The 15,854-nt window shown below is 38.4% G+C and carries 12 protein-coding genes; 6 read left to right on the top strand and 6 right to left on the bottom strand.

From position 1 onward, the window contains the following. Positions 1-151 precede the first annotated feature (151 nt). The 6 genes from pspF to HII17_RS17490 are packed head-to-tail and all read left to right on the top strand — an operon-like array spanning position 152 to position 6,531. Entirely contained in the window at positions 152-1,252 is a 1,101-nt protein-coding gene (gene pspF / locus HII17_RS17515) for a phage shock protein operon transcriptional activator (protein ID WP_169076672.1), read from the top strand. Then, entirely contained in the window at positions 1,242-2,849 is a 1,608-nt protein-coding gene (locus tag HII17_RS17510) for an ABC transporter substrate-binding protein (protein WP_169076671.1), read from the top strand. The genes pspF and HII17_RS17510 overlap by 11 nt, the downstream gene beginning before the upstream one ends. Continuing rightward, the gene (locus HII17_RS17505; protein WP_169076670.1) at positions 2,849-3,880 is read left to right on the top strand and encodes an ABC transporter permease subunit; all 1,032 of its coding nucleotides are present in this window, start codon (positions 2,849-2,851) and stop codon (positions 3,878-3,880) included. The genes HII17_RS17510 and HII17_RS17505 overlap by 1 nt, the downstream gene beginning before the upstream one ends. After that, positions 3,867-4,760, top strand: coding sequence for an ABC transporter permease subunit (locus HII17_RS17500; protein WP_169076669.1), 894 nt, complete (start codon positions 3,867-3,869; stop codon positions 4,758-4,760). Before HII17_RS17505 ends, HII17_RS17500 begins: the two co-directional genes overlap by 14 nt. Further along, the gene (locus tag HII17_RS17495) at positions 4,760-5,752 is read left to right on the top strand and encodes a peptide ABC transporter ATP-binding protein (RefSeq protein ID WP_169076668.1); all 993 of its coding nucleotides are present in this window, start codon (positions 4,760-4,762) and stop codon (positions 5,750-5,752) included. The genes HII17_RS17500 and HII17_RS17495 overlap by 1 nt, the downstream gene beginning before the upstream one ends. Further along, positions 5,749-6,531, top strand: a complete 783-nt coding sequence (locus HII17_RS17490) for a peptide ABC transporter ATP-binding protein (RefSeq protein WP_169076667.1) — start codon at positions 5,749-5,751, stop codon at positions 6,529-6,531. The genes HII17_RS17495 and HII17_RS17490 overlap by 4 nt, the downstream gene beginning before the upstream one ends. A 114-nt stretch (positions 6,532-6,645) precedes the next feature. Here HII17_RS17490 and HII17_RS17485 read toward each other — a convergent pair whose 3' ends face one another. From HII17_RS17485 to tig, 6 genes are all read right to left on the bottom strand, one after another. After that, entirely contained in the window at positions 6,646-8,553 is a 1,908-nt protein-coding gene (locus tag HII17_RS17485; protein WP_169076666.1) for a SurA N-terminal domain-containing protein, read from the bottom strand. A gap of 185 nt (positions 8,554-8,738) precedes the next feature. After that, positions 8,739-9,011 carry a nucleoid-associated protein HU-beta gene (gene hupB, locus HII17_RS17480; RefSeq protein WP_169076665.1) on the bottom strand — a complete coding sequence of 91 codons (273 nt, stop codon included), beginning with the start codon at positions 9,009-9,011 and terminating at the stop codon, positions 8,739-8,741. A gap of 286 nt (positions 9,012-9,297) precedes the next feature. Then, the gene (lon, locus tag HII17_RS17475; RefSeq protein ID WP_169076664.1) at positions 9,298-11,649 is read right to left on the bottom strand and encodes an endopeptidase La; all 2,352 of its coding nucleotides are present in this window, start codon (positions 11,647-11,649) and stop codon (positions 9,298-9,300) included. Positions 11,650-11,816: 167 nt separating this feature from the next. Continuing rightward, complete coding sequence (gene clpX / locus HII17_RS17470) at positions 11,817-13,097, bottom strand: ATP-dependent protease ATP-binding subunit ClpX (RefSeq protein WP_169076663.1); 1,281 nt, start codon at positions 13,095-13,097, stop codon at positions 11,817-11,819. An 81-nt stretch (positions 13,098-13,178) separates the two neighbouring features. Next, positions 13,179-13,820 (bottom strand): ATP-dependent Clp endopeptidase proteolytic subunit ClpP, encoded by a 642-nt coding sequence (gene clpP / locus HII17_RS17465; protein ID WP_268969176.1) that lies wholly within the window; start codon positions 13,818-13,820, stop codon positions 13,179-13,181. 88 nt (positions 13,821-13,908) lie between these two features. After that, complete coding sequence (gene tig / locus HII17_RS17460) at positions 13,909-15,216, bottom strand: trigger factor (RefSeq protein ID WP_169076661.1); 1,308 nt, start codon at positions 15,214-15,216, stop codon at positions 13,909-13,911. Positions 15,217-15,854: the final 638 nt, after the last annotated feature.

Genomic DNA, 15,854 nt, shown 5'->3' with positions numbered 1-15,854 from the left:
TTGGTTATATTCATTATCCAAGCCAACTCGCCAACAAAACGCTAACTTACTGTATATTATAAATTTATTTAATTTTAAGAAAATACTTCAAACTCTTTCGTTAATAAAATACACTATTTGTTAGCGAAATAAACTAATAATTAGGATCATCATGTCGCGCTTTAACCAACAGGATAATTTAATTGGCCAATCCAATAGCTTTTTAGAAGTATTGGAGCAAATATCTCAAATAGCGCCGTTAAGTAAACCTGTTCTTATTATTGGTGAGCGAGGAACAGGTAAAGAGCTGGTTGCCGCACGCCTGCATTACTTATCTAAGCGTTGGGAACAAAATTATTTAAAGCTCAATTGTGCAGCATTAAATGAAAACTTATTAGAAAGTGAATTGTTTGGTTATGAAAGTGGCGCATTTACTGGTGCTAATAAGCGCCATGAAGGTCGCTTTGAGCGTGCAGATAAAGGCACATTGTTTCTCGATGAAATTGCAAACACCTCAGGGCTAATTCAAGAAAAGCTATTGAGAGTGGTCGAATATGGTGAATTTGAACGAGTCGGTGGTTCACGTACAATCAAAACTGATGCAAGATTGGTCGCGGCGACCAATGAAGACCTACCAACACTTGCAGAAAAAGGTGAATTTAGAGCTGACTTACTCGATAGATTGGCCTTTGATGTTATTACCCTTCCACCATTAAGAGAGCGCGTAGAAGATATTCTTATATTAGCGGAAAATTTCGCCATCAATATGGCAAGGGAATTAGAATTTGAATTATTCAGTGGCTTCACTGAAAAAGCTAAGCGTTCAATGTTGGAATATCATTGGCCCGGTAATATTCGTGAATTAAAAAATGTCGTTGAACGAAGTGTTTACCGTTGCAACAATCCGCATCTTCCCGTTCATGAACTAGTTATCGACCCATTTGAGTCACCTTATCGCCCAACTCAACGTGTTAAAACACAAGACCGAGTCGTAGAACGAGAAAAAGAAACTCAATCAACTATAGATAAAGTCAGTTCGCCTAAAGAAACAGAGCCGAGTCAACAATTAGTGCAAGAGATAAATACGAATTTCCCATTATCGTTAAAGAACCTTTCTCAAGATTATGAAATAAAATTAATAAAGTCAGCTCTTGCAAATTGTCAGTATAATCAAAAGAAAACAGCAGATGCGTTAGAATTAACCTACCATCAATTAAGAGGTTATCTAAAGAAATATAACTTACTCGATGGAAACAGTTTAGATGAAGGTTAATGTATGGCTGGCAAAAGCTATTGCGATATTTTCCGTATCGATGCTTGCCAGCTGTGAAACTGAAAACCAACAAATTGCCGAAAACAGTTTAATTTACTGTGCGGAAGGCTCCCCTGCTTCCTTTAATCCGCAAACTGATACTTCAGGCACTACAATTGATGCAATAGCCAATCAATTATATAACCGATTAATTAAGTTTAATGATGACAATAGCATCGCACCAGCATTAGCTAAGTCATGGCACGTTACTCGTGACGGTAAAATGATCACTTTTTACTTACGTAAAGATGTCCATTTCCATAGTACTGATTATTTTTATCCAACGCGTTTATTCAATGCTGATGATGTTTTATTTAGCTTTAATCGAATATTAGATAGCGAACATCCATTTCATTTGGTGTCAGAAGGAAAATATCCCTTTTTTCAAAACGTTCAATTTAGCAATATTGTTAAAGAAATTGAAAAAATAAATGACCACACTGTGCGATTTAAACTGCACCAAGCAAATAGCTCATTTCTTGCCAATTTGGCTACCGATTACGCAGTAATTTTATCAAAAGAATATGCAGACCTATTGGCGGAACAAGATAGAAAAGATGATATTGATGTCCATCCCATTGGTACAGGGCCTTTTAAGTTAAAATCATATCAACCAGGTTCTTTGTTACGTTATTATCGTCATGATAACTATTGGCACAATAATGTCGCGTTAGAGCAGCTAGTATTTGATATCACAACAAGCGATACAGGCCGACTAACTAAATTATTAACCAATGAGTGTGATGTAATAGCCTACCCTATTGCACCTCACAAAATTCAAGAAAATCCTGAATTGCAATTAGAAGAAGTGACATCGTTTAATATTGGTTATTTAGGCTTTAACACTCATAAGCCGCCATTTGATGATCAAAGAGTAAGAAAAGCAATATCTCACGCAATAAATAAAGAAGCGATAATTGATGCTGTATACGGCGGCAAAGCAGAAATAGCGAATGCCATATTACCTAAGAACTCCTGGGCACATGATAAGAGTATTCAGCCACACGAATACTCGCCGATAAAGGCCAAACAAATGCTAATAGAGGCGGGTTATAAAGATGGTTTTAGCATGGATATTTGGGCGATGCCGGTGCAAAGGGCCTATAATCCAAATGCATTAACAATGGCGAAACTTATTCAAGCAGACTTAAGTGAAATTGGGGTTCAAGTCGAAATAGTCTCTTACGAGTGGTCGACATTTTTAAGGCGATTAAGTTTAGGTGAACATCAAACAGTATTACTTGGTTGGTCAGCTGATCACCCAGATCCTGATAACTTTCTTACCCCTTTATTAAGTTGTAGTTCTGTAGTTACCGGTAGTAATAGGGCCCTATGGTGTAATCAGGAATTCGATAATTTATTGAAACTAGCTTTACAAACAACGAATATTAATCAACGAAAGAATTTATATTTCCAAGCGCAAGCAATAATTCAACAAGCATTGCCGTTATTGCCAATTGCCCACTCAAAAAGATTTCAAGCCAGAAATAAAAAAGTTAAAGGGCAGTTACTTACCTCTTTTGGTGGAGTTAATTTTGCGGAGGTAAGTAAACAATAATGTTTATATTTACACTTCGAAAACTCAACTTATTTTTATTTACGATGTTATTGCTAACAATCTTGAGTTTTAGCCTATCTTTTTTATTTCCTGGCGAGCAATTAATTAATATCTCAGGTCAAATAAACGCCACTGAACAAGAACTTGCTATTTTAGCGACGAGTTATAATCAAGAAGGCAATATCTTCGAACAATACCTTGCTTATGTATTTCATATATTTTCTGGTGACTTAGGCGTATCAATGAGTTCGCAAACTGATATCGCTGGCGAGATAGTCAGGCTACTCCCAGCAACCATTGAATTGAGTATGTTTGCCTTTGTTATAGCAACTGTCATTGGTGTACCAATAGGGTTTGTAGCAGCCATTAATCATAATAAAGTAACTGATAATGTAATACTGGCAGTCGCCATGATTGGCTATTCTGTACCTGTATTTTGGCTAGGTTTACTAGCAATATTAACTTTTTCAATTCAACTAGGTTGGCTACCCTCTGGTGGGCAAATCAGTTTACTTTACGAAATTGAACGGCCTACTGGCTTTATGTTTATCGATATTCTGGTAAGCGAAAGCCCACACAAATGGCAAGCACTACAAAATGCTTACGCACATATTATTCTGCCTGCTTTTGTTATTGCCGCCGCTCCTGCAACCGTTTTTATTAGGCTTGCTCGTTCTGCCATGTTATCCGTTTTAGAGACTAGCTATATTAGAGCGACGAGAGCCAAGGGCTTAAGTTTTATTCAAATTATTTTCAGGCATGCAATCCGCAATGCATTGATTAAAGTTATCCAGCATATCGGCTTACAGTTTGCTAACCTTGTGACTTTGGCAATGATCACCGAAGTAATATTCAACTGGCCTGGGATTGGTAGATGGTTGATAGAAAGTATTTATCAACGTGACTACACCGCTATTCAAAGCGGGTTATTAGTATTATCTACCTTTATATTTATTGTGCATATAATTACTGATTACACCTATGCGGCTTTAAACCCATTGGCACGAGGCGCTAAATATGGCTCGCGATAAGATTTATCAAGAAGAAGAGTTTCCATCGCCACTTATACAGTTGTGGATCATCTTTCGCCAAACACCAAGCATTATGATTGGTTTAGGTGCGTTTATATTTTTAGTGATTCTTGCCATATTCTCCCCTATTTTGGCGCCACATTCATCTGTAGAGAGCAATGTTGCAATGGCGATGCTTCCTCCAGCTTGGGATGATGCCGGCAATATTAGCTACCTGTTAGGCACCGACGATTTAGGACGAGATATGCTATCTCGATTAATGCATGGCACGTCACTTACTTTTGGGCTGAGCTTCATTGTCGTTATTATTGCCACTGTTATTGGCGTTTTCATCGGTTCATTATCGGCTTTAACCAGAGGGGTTAAATCAAGCTTTTTAAATCATTTTCTCGACGTTATTTTATCGATACCTTCACTTTTACTAGCAATAGTAATTGTCGCCATTCTCGGCCCTGGTTTAAGTAATACCTTGTGGGCTGTGATCATGGTATTAATTCCGCAATTTATTCACATCACACGAAATGCTGTGAAAGAAGAGTTTGCCAAAGATTATGTACTTGCTTCTAAACTTGACGGAGCTAGTTCATTACGAATTTTACATTACTCAGTAATGCCCAATATTATTGAAAAAATTGTTAGCCAAGCTACCTTTGCACAATCAGCAGCAATTTTAGACATTGCTGCGCTTGGTTTTCTAGGACTAGGTGCACCGATTCCTCTTCCTGAATGGGGCGCCATGTTAGCAAGTGGCTTCGATTTATTTTATATCGCTCCTTGGACAGTATACTTGCCCGGCTTAGCAATATTATTTGCCGTTGTAGCAACTAATTTAGTTGGTGAAGGCTTACGTCACGCGATAAAACTGAGAAAATTTAGCTAATGAATTTACTGGATATCAGAAACCTATCAATTGAGCTGATAGGAAAAAATGAATCTACACTCGCTGTAGATCGAGTAAGTTTAGCAATGAAAGAAGGCGAAGTAAGAGGCTTAGTTGGTGAATCTGGCTCTGGTAAGTCCCTTCTGGCTCAAGCAATTATCGGTGTTTTAGATGACAAATGGCGAGTGAGCGCAGATCGGTTTCATTGGCGTGGCAAAGAACTGCTTCATTTGCCAATAGAAGAACGAAAAGCCATTATTACTCAAGATGTTGCCATGATATTTCAAGAGCCAATATCTTGCTTAGACCCGACAACAACCATCGGTGAGCAATTAGAAGAAGCAATAGATAGTTCGCAACTAACAGGTAATTTTTGGCAACGGCGTAAACAACGAAAAGAAGCAGCCGTTACGTTACTTCATAAAGTCGGGATTAAACAGCACGAGCTATGTAACAAAAGCTACCCGCATCAGCTAACAGAGGCGTTTTGTCAGCGAGTGATGATAGCAATAGCATTAGCTCGCCGGCCAATGTTACTTATAGCCGATGAGCCTACGGCCTCTATGGAATCGACAAACCAAGGACAAATATTTAGGTTGTTAGCAAGCTTAAACCAACTTAAAAATATGTCTATTCTTTTAATCAGTCATGATTTAGAAAATATTACCCATTGGACTAATACCATCACAGTGATGTATAGCGGTCAATTTGTGGAAGCCGGTACTACCGAACAAATATTTAATAAGCCATTTCATCCATATACACAAGCGCTACTAGACAGTAGCTTGAATGCCAATAGTAATGTGCCGGCTAAATCACGACTAATGGCGTTACCAGGAAGCATTCCTATATTACAACACCTACCCATTGGCTGCCGACTTGGTCCAAGATGTCCTAGAGCGCAACAAGCGTGTGTAGCGGCACCAAAAGTTAAAAATTACCACGGTCATCAAGTCAGTTGTCATTATTCACTTCGAGATAGTTATAAATGAGCACTTTGTTATCAGTAAGCAATTTAAGCAAAACCTATAAAGTTCGAGGTGATTGGTTTAAATCAAAGGAAATTGCAGCGTTAGAGCCAATATCTTTCGAATTAGACGCATATCAAACATTAGCAATTGTTGGTGAAATGGGTTCCGGTAAATCAACACTTGCTAAACTACTAGTTGGTGCAGAGCTACCAACGACAGGGAAAATTAAGCTTAATGGACAACTCTTAGCTCCCGGGAACTTTAAGCAACGTTGTCAGTACGTTCGCATGATATTTCAAGACTCTTCAACAACGCTAAACCCTAGTTTAACTATTGGTCAATTATTGGATGAACCGCTAAAGCTCAACACCAACCTAGATGATTTAGCTCGAAATAAACTCATTCAAACGACGTTGTTAAAAGTAGGATTATTATCTGAACATATGAACTTTTACCCTCATATGTTTTCCGGTGGCCAAAAGCAGCGCATATCACTTGCTAGAGCGATAATATTATCACCACAAGTAGTTATCCTCGACGAAGCATTAGCTGCGTTAGATCCGTCGCTCCGCTCGCAGATGATTAATTTATTATTAGACCTACAACAACAAATGGGCTTAGCATTTGTCTTAATATCTCACAACCTCGGTATTGTCCGCCATTTTAGTGATGACGTAATGGTATTATGTAATGGCAGAGTTGTTGAGTATGGTAAAACGAGTAAAGTGTTAAAACAGCCTACGCATACCTATACCAAAAAGCTGATTATGAATCAGCAATTGCAGGTCACCACGAGGTAGCGCTTATTACGTTGCGACACACTAAGCCCTACTAGTAAAGCTCATATAAAAACATCCAATAAAAAAGCGCCTCTATAGGCGCTTTTTTAAATGTTGAGTAAAACTAAACTGTAATTAAAAAGTATTACTTTCTTGAACTGATTCTCTTTGCTTTATTTTCGCTGTTGCGCGCAATGTATCAAGATAACTCATATAAGCAGATTGAGCTAACTGACTTGTCTTTTGCTCAGCTAAATTTGGCGCAGCAACCGTATCACCTGCTTTTACCGCACTAACTTGTACAATGGCAAGGTCACCATTACCTAAAGTAGCACTTGCTGCAGAAATAGCACCTTCAACAGGGTGAGGTAATACAAACGCCTTACGAATTATTGCATTATCAATAGCACTACCAAATCGAGCAATATCAGCATGCTGTTCAAATTTACTGCCGACTTCTGATAGATCTACAGTAATATCTTCACCTGAAGTGAATTTTGTCACTAGTTCTTCCACTACATTTAACGCTTTCTCAGTCGCCTTTTCGTTAACTAAACGCTCTTTAATTTGAGGCTCTACTTCTAGTAAAGGTTTTACATTAGCAGGTTGATGCTCGCTTAAGCGAACTACCATCACCATAGTATCACTCACTTCAATTAAATCTGAATTTAAGCTTTCATTTAAAACGATATCTGAAAATGCAGCATCAATAACTTTAGTTGAATCAAATGGTGCTGGATTTCCACTTCGAGCTAGCCATTGTGTTGTTTTTACTTCTGCATTTACAACACCTGCCGCGTCATCTAACGAGTCTGGGTATTCGAAGCTAACGCGTGCTAATTCTTGTTGTAATTCAAAAAACTGATCTTGCGCTTTATCATTACTTACTCGCGCCATCAGCTCTTCTTTAACTTCTTCGAAAGGTTGAGTTTGCTCAGCTTTCAATTCTGTTAATTTTATTATATGGAAACCAAAGCTAGTTTTAACTACGCTACTTGTTTCACCTACAGTGACTAGTGCAAATGCTGCTTCATCAAATGCTTCATCCATTACACCGCGTTCGATCCACTCTAGATCACCACCATTTTCACCACTAAAGGCATCAGCTGATTCCACTTTAGCAATTTCAGCAAAGTCTTCGCCAGAGCTTAAGCGAGTTAAAATGGCTTCAGCTTGTGTTTGAGCTGCTGCTTCATCTTCACCAAACTCAACTAAGATATGCGAAACTCGACGCTGTTCTTCTTTACGGAATTCATTAATGTTGTCTTGGTAATATGCTTGAACTTCTTCTTCCGATACCGAAACATTTTTAGCAATTTCTGCAACATCAAGCTCAACATATTCTAATTTCACTTGCTCTTGGTTTTCGAACATGACTTGGTTGCTTTGGTAATAAGCAGTAACCTCTTCTGAAGTCACTTCTACTGCAGATTTAAATTGTTCAGCTGCGACTGTTGCAAATGCAATATCACGCTTTTGATTCTGTAACGCAGTAAGCTGCTCCGTTTGGTATGGCAAACTAAATTCCGTTGCAACCAAAGCTTGGCTTAACTGACGACGCGTCATTTCTACCCGCAAATAATCTCTAAAATCAGAAGACTGAAAAAAGCCCGATTGATTAATAACCGCCAAATAACGATTATTATCAAATACTCCATTGATTTGGAATTCAGGCATAGTGCGAATGGTTTGCTTGATTGCATCGTCAGAGATGCGAATCGCCAACTCTCTAACATTTTGATCGATTAACTTTTCATTAATCAGGTTATCGATCACGCCTTTTCGAAAGTTGGCCATATATGCAGGGTCTGCAGATAATGTATCAAACATATCACCAAACTGTTGAACCATACGGTTACGTTGCGCTTGATACGCTTGATCAAACGACTGTTGACTAATTTTTTCACCATTAACTTCTGCCACTGACGTATCTACAGAGCTGGTGTAGCCACCTATACCTGCAACAGCGAAAGTTAATATAATAAACCCAAGGATAACTTTTGCGATGAGTCCTTGAGAGTTTTCTCTAATATTCTCTAACATCTTTTTCTCTTTTACACCATTGTGCGTTTTGTTGTGCGCGATTCTACCAGAAGCAGCCTTGTGCTTGAAGTAACATCAACTGATTATGACGCTATTTTGGTTGTTATTTTTGTAATTTTGCCAAAAGCACAAAAGAAAAGACCACCTAACGGTGGTCTTTGAAATTCTTACGTATGAAACTGTGATTAGTTACATGCGTCTTTTAAAGCTTTACCAGCTTTGAAAGATGGGATTTTAGCTGCAGCAATTTCAATTGTTGCACCAGTTTGTGGGTTACGGCCAGTGCGAGCTGCACGGTCACGTACTGAGAACGTACCGAAACCAACTAGAGCAACTTGCTCACCACTTTTTAATTCATCAGTAACTGCTTCAATAAATGAGTCTAATGCACGACCCGCAGCAGCTTTAGAAATATCTGCACCAGCAGCAATTTTCTCGATTAGTTGAGACTTATTCACAGTGTCTTCCCCTTCAATTGTTATTATTCAGCGCTATCTTTTGTTTTAGCGTCCTGCAGAAACGTTTATAACAAGCTTCTTTTTGAACATCAAGCACCGAGTTAAAGAAAAAATAAAATAGATAAAATTTTTATTATCTTCGACTAAACCCCTGTTTATATAGGGTCTAGCGTAATCAGCGTTCTTAACTTACCACAGTTTCAGCGTTTGAAAAGCGATATTTGCATTTTTTTCCAATTTTTTTGCATTTTTTCGCTTTTCTCACTGTTTTCACCCGCTTAACGCACTATTTTTGGTCAATTTGCCATTTATCAACCGGGTGCTCTAACGCAATATCTAGGACTTCATCAATCCATTTTACAGGGTGAATAGCCAAATCTTGCTTCACATTGTCTGGTATTTCTTTAAGGTCTCTTTCATTATCTTTAGGAATTACTACCGTTTTAATCCCACCACGATGGGCTGCAAGTAGCTTTTCTTTCAAGCCGCCAATAGCCAATACTTCACCGCGCAATGTAATTTCACCAGTCATAGCGACATCGGCTTTAACTGGATTACCAGTTAAGCTAGAAACTAAAGCTGTGCACATTCCAATACCAGCGCTAGGGCCATCTTTTGGCGTTGCACCTTCAGGAACATGAACATGAATATCGCGTTTCTCATAAAAGTCTTCATTAACACGTAGCTTTTCCGCTCGGCTACGGACAACAGTCATCGCGGCCTGAATAGATTCTTGCATTACGTCGCCTAGCGAGCCAGTATAAGTAAGCTTACCTTTACCAACATTTGAGGCGGTTTCTATCGTAAGTAGTTCACCACCTACTTGAGTCCAAGCTAAACCTGTAACTAAACCAACACGATTTTGATCTTCAGCTTTGCCGTAATCAAAACGCTGAACACCTAAAAACTCAGATAGATTGTCTTGGCTAATTTCGACTTTCTTAAGTGACTTATCTAAAAGAATAGCTTTTACTGCTTTACGACACAGTTTCGAAATTTCACGTTCTAAACTACGAACGCCTGCTTCACGAGTGTAATATCGGATAATACCAACAATCGCGCTGTCATCAATTTCAATTTCAGCTGGCTTTAAGCCATTGCGTTCTATCTGCTTAGTCACCAAGTGACGGCGAGCAATGTTAAGCTTTTCATCTTCGGTATAACCGGATAAACGAATAACCTCCATTCGATCAAGCAAAGGTCCAGGGATATCCATACTGTTCGATGTAGCAACAAACATCACGTCAGATAAGTCATAATCGACTTCTAAATAATGATCGTTAAAGCTAGTGTTCTGCTCCGGGTCGAGTACTTCTAATAACGCTGATGACGGGTCGCCACGCATATCAGAAGCCATCTTGTCTATTTCATCGAGTAAAAACAGTGGGTTTTTAACACCAACTTTAGCTATTTTCTGTATTAACTTACCTGGCAAGCTACCAATATACGTTCTGCGATGACCGCGAATTTCCGCTTCATCACGAACACCACCAAGCGCCATACGTACATATTTTCGACCTGTCGCTTTAGCGATTGATTGACCAAGGGAGGTTTTACCTACACCTGGAGGACCAACGAGACACAAGATAGGCCCTTTAAGCTTGCTTACCCGCTGTTGAACCGCTAAATATTCAATAATTCGTTCTTTAACTTTCTCTAGACCATAATGATCTTTCTCAAGCACTCCTTCAGCTAAGCTTAAATTCTTTTTCAATTTGCTTCGCTTTTTCCAAGGAACGTTACACATCCAGTCGATGTAACTTCTCACTACGGTTGCTTCAGCTGACATAGTCGACATCATTTTTAACTTTTGATATTCGGCCATGGTTTTATCTTTAGCTTCTTTAGGCATTTGCGCATCCTCAATGCGCTTGAGCATTTGTTCGGCTTCATCTGGTACATCGTCCATTTCACCTAGCTCTTTTTGAATAGCCTTCATTTGCTCGTTGAGGTAATACTCCCGTTGGCTTTTTTCCATTTGCTTTTTAACGCGAGTACGTATTTTCTTCTCAACTTGAAGAAGGTCAATTTCGCCCTCCATTAACGCCATTAAAAATTCAATACGTTCAGAAACATTATTGGTTTCTAATACTTTTTGTTTATCATTTAGCTTCAATGGCATATGAGCAGCCATAGTATCTGCTAGTTGCTCAGGATCATCGATACCAGAAAGTGAAGTAAGCACTTCAGGTGGGATCTTCTTATTAAGCTTTACATAACCTTCGAACTGAGAAATTGCAGATCGTACCAACACGTCACTATTTTCATCAGCTACGGTTTCAGAAACTATATATTCTACATCAGCTGTAAAATACTCTTCGGTATTAACAAACTGTTTAATACTAGCGCGTTTAACCCCTTCAACTAGTACTTTAACGGTACCATCGGGTAATTTGAGCATTTGTAATATCGATGCGACGGTTCCTGTTTCATAAACATCTTCAGAAGTAGGATCATCAATCGCTGCATCTTTTTGAGCAACCAAAAATACTTGTTTATCGCTTTCCATCGCAATATCTAAGCTACGGATAGACTTTTCTCTGCCAACAAATAATGGAATGACCATTTGTGGATAAACTACGACGTCACGTAACGCCAACACGGGGATTTCTACTACACCTGACAATTCATTGGTCATAGATAACTCTCTTGGAAATAGATTAAGAAATCAGCAATTTGATTAAGTTTAAACTGCGCTTCTTATGCAAGAATAATATACGTTAAAAAGTATATGGGGATATTAAAATAACTTTCAACAGAGAAAATAAAAAAGAGCCTTTACGGCTCTTTTTTTAGTTTCTCTATTTAGCTATCCGATGCAGCTTGATCTTGTGGAGTTTCATAAATAATTATCGGCTTAGATTCACCTTTAATTACCGTTTCATCAACAACAACTTTGCTAGCATTCTCCATAGAAGGAAGCTCATACATGGTATCAAGCAACACGCCTTCGACAATTGAACGTAGGCCACGAGCACCAGTTTTACGTATCATAGCTTTGTTTGCAATTGCTTTAAGTGCATCTTCTCGGAACTCTAACTCGACATCTTCCATATCAAAAAGTGCAGAGAACTGCTTAGTTAACGCATTCTTAGGTTCTTGAAGTATTTGAATTAGTGCATCTTCATCAAGCTCACTCAGTGTAGCTACTACAGGTAAACGACCAATAAACTCTGGAATTAAACCGTACTTAACTAAATCTTCAGGTTCAACTTCTTGGAAGCGCTCTGTTAGTGACTTATGCTCATCTTTACTTCGAACATCTGCACCAAAACCAATCCCTGTACCAGTCTCACAACGCTGCTCTATCACCTTATCTAGGCCTGCAAACGCACCACCACAAATAAATAATATCTTAGACGTATCTACTTGTAAGAACTCTTGCTGAGGGTGCTTACGACCACCTTGAGGCGGTACAGAGGCAATAGTACCTTCAATAAGCTTTAACAATGCTTGTTGAACACCTTCACCTGATACATCTCGCGTAATTGAAGGGTTATCAGATTTACGAGAGATTTTATCGATCTCATCGATATATACAATGCCACGCTGTGCTTTTTCAACATCGTAGTCACATTTTTGAAGTAACTTCTGGATAATGTTTTCAACGTCTTCACCAACATAACCTGCTTCGGTCAACGTCGTTGCATCTGCCATTGTAAATGGCACATCAAGAAGTCTTGCTAGCGTTTCAGCTAATAATGTCTTACCACTACCTGTAGGGCCAATTAGCAAGATATTACTCTTGCTTAATTCGACACCATTATGCTGATCGCCATTGCGTAGACGTTTGTAATGATTGTATACAGCAACCGCTAGCACTTTCTTTGCATGCTCCTGCCCAATAACGTAATCATCCAAGCTCGTACGAATATCTACTGGCGATGGCAATGACTCTTTATCTTGCTTAGGCGCAATTTCTTTTATTTCTTCGCGAATAATATCATTACAAAGTTCGACACATTCATCACAAATGAACACTGAAGGACCCGCAATTAACTTACGTACTTCATGCTGACTTTTGCCACAGAACGAGCAATATAATAACTTTCCGCTATCACCGTCACCTTTTTTAATATCGGTCATACGGTACCTCTAAACTTTTTATCTTTCAAAATTTGATTCACTATACAAATAAGTATTTCACAAAATACTTAAGTTACCATCTTATTTGTCAGCTCTTTGTTCTAATATGGCATCAACTAAGCCATATTCAACCGCCTGTTCTGCACTTAAGAAATTATCACGATCAGTATCTTCCGATACTTGCTCATAAGGCTTACCAGTATGATCGGCCATTAAGCGATTTAATTTCTCTTTTATGTAAAGAATTTCTTTAGCATGAATTTCAAAATCAGACGCTTGTCCTTGGAAACCACCCAATGGTTGATGGATCATGACACGAGAGTTAGGTAAACAGTAGCGTTTGCCTTTTTCACCACCAGATAATAAAAACGCTCCCATACTTGCTGCTTGACCAATACAAACCGTACTAATATTTGGTTTGATAAATTGCATAGTATCGTAGATCGCAAGTCCAGCTGTCACAGACCCACCAGGCGAATTAATATAGAGGAAAATATCTTTTTCTGGACTTTCTGACTCTAAAAATAGCATTTGGGCGACAATTAAATTTGCCATGTGATCTTCAACTTGACCACATAAAAATATAACTCGCTCTTTTAAAAGTCGTGAATATATATCGTAAGAACGCTCTCCTTTAGCGGTTTGCTCAACCACCATAGGCACTAACGCATTTTCGATTGTGTTGTTATCACTAAGGGAATTATTAAGATGAGATGTAAACAACGGATTTTCCTTACTGTAAAAAAAATGGCTCATATGATTCCATACAAGCCATTTAAGCTATTGCTTAGCGTATTGTCAACGAAAAAGCTTATTTTGCTTCAGGATTCATGATGTCCTTGAAGTTTGCTTTCTTGTCTTTAACCTTTGCTTTCTCAACAATGAAGTCTACCGCTTGCTCTTCTAAAGCAACATTTTGCATTTGTTGGTACATTTCTTTGTTGTTTTTGTAGTATTCAACTACTTCCGCAGGGTCTTCATATGCTGACGCTGCAGTTTCAATTAATTCATCTACTTTAGCATCATCAACTTTAAGTTCATTAACTTTGATAATCTCACCTAACAACAAGCCAACTTTAACACGACGTTTTGCTTGCTCTTCAAACATTTCTGCAGGAAGCTCAGGTAAGTTTTTAGGGTCCATTTGACCACCAAAACGTTGTAACGCTTGCTGACGTAATACGTCAACTTCTTGCGCTACTAAAGCAGCTGGTAAATCAACTTCGTTGCTTTCTAATAAACCTTCAATTGCTTGCTCTTTAACCTTCGCTTTAACCGCTTGGTTTAATTCGCGAGACATGTTTTTAGACACTTCTTCACGAAGTGCATCAATACCGCCTTCTTCAACACCAAAAAGTTTTGCAAATTCTTCATCTACTGGAGGCAGTACAGGACCTTCAGTTTTGTTTACTTTGATATCGAACTCTGCTTCTTTACCTTTTAGGTTTTCCGCATGGTAATCTTCAGGGAAAGTTACATTGATTGTTTTCTCTTCACCAACTTTCATTCCTGTGATTTCTTTTTCAAAACCAGGGATCATACGACCAGAACCAAGCTCTAATTCAAAGCCTTCAGCTTTACCGCCTTCAAACTCTTCGCCATCAACGCGACCTAAGAAATCGATAGTTAGCTTGTCGCCTTTCTTAGTTTTACGTTTGTTCTCTTTCCATGTTTTGTGCTGGTTTTGTAACGTAACGAACATTTCATCAATGTCTTTATCTGTTACTTCAACAGCTGGACGCTCTACAGCGATTTTCTCTAATTCTTTGATTTCAACTTCTGGGTATACTTCGAAAGTTGCTTCAAACTCAAATGCTTTACCATCTTCGTTGCTTTTTGCAACAAAGTTAGGACGGCTAGCTGGGTTAATTTTCTCTGCAACAATCGCTTCCACGAAGTTACGCTGCATTAATTCACCCGTAATTTCTTCACGAACTGCTTTACCGTAACGCTTTTGAATAACTGACGGTGGTACTTTGCCAGGACGGAAACCGTTAATACGTTGCGTTTTAGCTAACTGACGAAGACGATTTTTAACTTCCACATCTACTTTTTCAGCAGGAACAGAAATTGTTAAACGACGTTCCAAACCTTGTGTAGTCTCAACAGAAACTTGCATTTATATACCTCAAATTTAGCGCCTTAATACGCTTCCTATTTTCCATCTATCTATCCAAGCAAATTCTCACCATGAAAATGCTGTCAGCCCCTATCAGGACTTGGAAAAACCTGAATAAAAGATGTTCAGATTAAAAATAATGACGCGCAATTATAGCCATGCTTTAAGCAAGAGTCGAGTTTATCACCAAAATATTTTATTTACCCTTTATAAACAATTACTTAAATAAAAAACAACAGAGAAAAAACTGAACATAATCTAATCAATTGATTCATTTGGAAATTTAGTAATTTCCCACTTAAATTAAATGAACATATAACTTGAATGAATTTCAATCAAAACTGTAAATACAATACGAAATAAGGCATTTAGCTAATTCGAATTAAAGGTTAGAAATAGCCGAAACGTAAAAAGAAAGTGGTCGGTGATGCAACGTCCGAACATGCGACTGCGTTAGCCACAATAAGTACCCAAACCAATTTGGTTTAGTCGAGCATAATTCAAGAAATAAAAAGAAAGTGGTCGGTGATGCAACGTCCGAATTTGCGACTGCGTTAGCCACAATAAGTACCCAAACCAATTGGGTTTAGTGGAGCATAATTCAAGAAATAAAAAGAAAGTGGTCGGTGATGCAAGAT

This window comes from Thalassotalea algicola, assembly GCF_012932965.1.
GTDB classification, from domain to species: domain Bacteria; phylum Pseudomonadota; class Gammaproteobacteria; order Enterobacterales; family Alteromonadaceae; genus Thalassotalea_F; species Thalassotalea_F algicola.
This window is presented reverse-complemented; position numbering and strand designations above follow the sequence as displayed.

What these genes read in the sequence shown, in the direction of transcription:
- pspF (WP_169076672.1), top strand. Translation starts at nt 152, where the DNA reads ATGTCGCGCTTTAACCAACAGGATAATTTAATTGGCCAATCCAATAGC.
- HII17_RS17510 (WP_169076671.1), top strand. Translation starts at nt 1,242, where the DNA reads ATGAAGGTTAATGTATGGCTGGCAAAAGCTATTGCGATATTTTCCGTA.
- HII17_RS17505 (WP_169076670.1), top strand. Translation starts at nt 2,849, where the DNA reads ATGTTTATATTTACACTTCGAAAACTCAACTTATTTTTATTTACGATG.
- HII17_RS17500 (WP_169076669.1), top strand. Translation starts at nt 3,867, where the DNA reads ATGGCTCGCGATAAGATTTATCAAGAAGAAGAGTTTCCATCGCCACTT.
- HII17_RS17495 (WP_169076668.1), top strand. Translation starts at nt 4,760, where the DNA reads ATGAATTTACTGGATATCAGAAACCTATCAATTGAGCTGATAGGAAAA.
- HII17_RS17490 (WP_169076667.1), top strand. Translation starts at nt 5,749, where the DNA reads ATGAGCACTTTGTTATCAGTAAGCAATTTAAGCAAAACCTATAAAGTT.
- HII17_RS17485 (WP_169076666.1), bottom strand. Translation starts at nt 8,553, where the DNA reads ATGTTAGAGAATATTAGAGAAAACTCTCAAGGACTCATCGCAAAAGTT.
- lon (WP_169076664.1), bottom strand. Translation starts at nt 11,649, where the DNA reads ATGACCAATGAATTGTCAGGTGTAGTAGAAATCCCCGTGTTGGCGTTA.
- clpX (WP_169076663.1), bottom strand. Translation starts at nt 13,097, where the DNA reads ATGACCGATATTAAAAAAGGTGACGGTGATAGCGGAAAGTTATTATAT.
- tig (WP_169076661.1), bottom strand. Translation starts at nt 15,216, where the DNA reads ATGCAAGTTTCTGTTGAGACTACACAAGGTTTGGAACGTCGTTTAACA.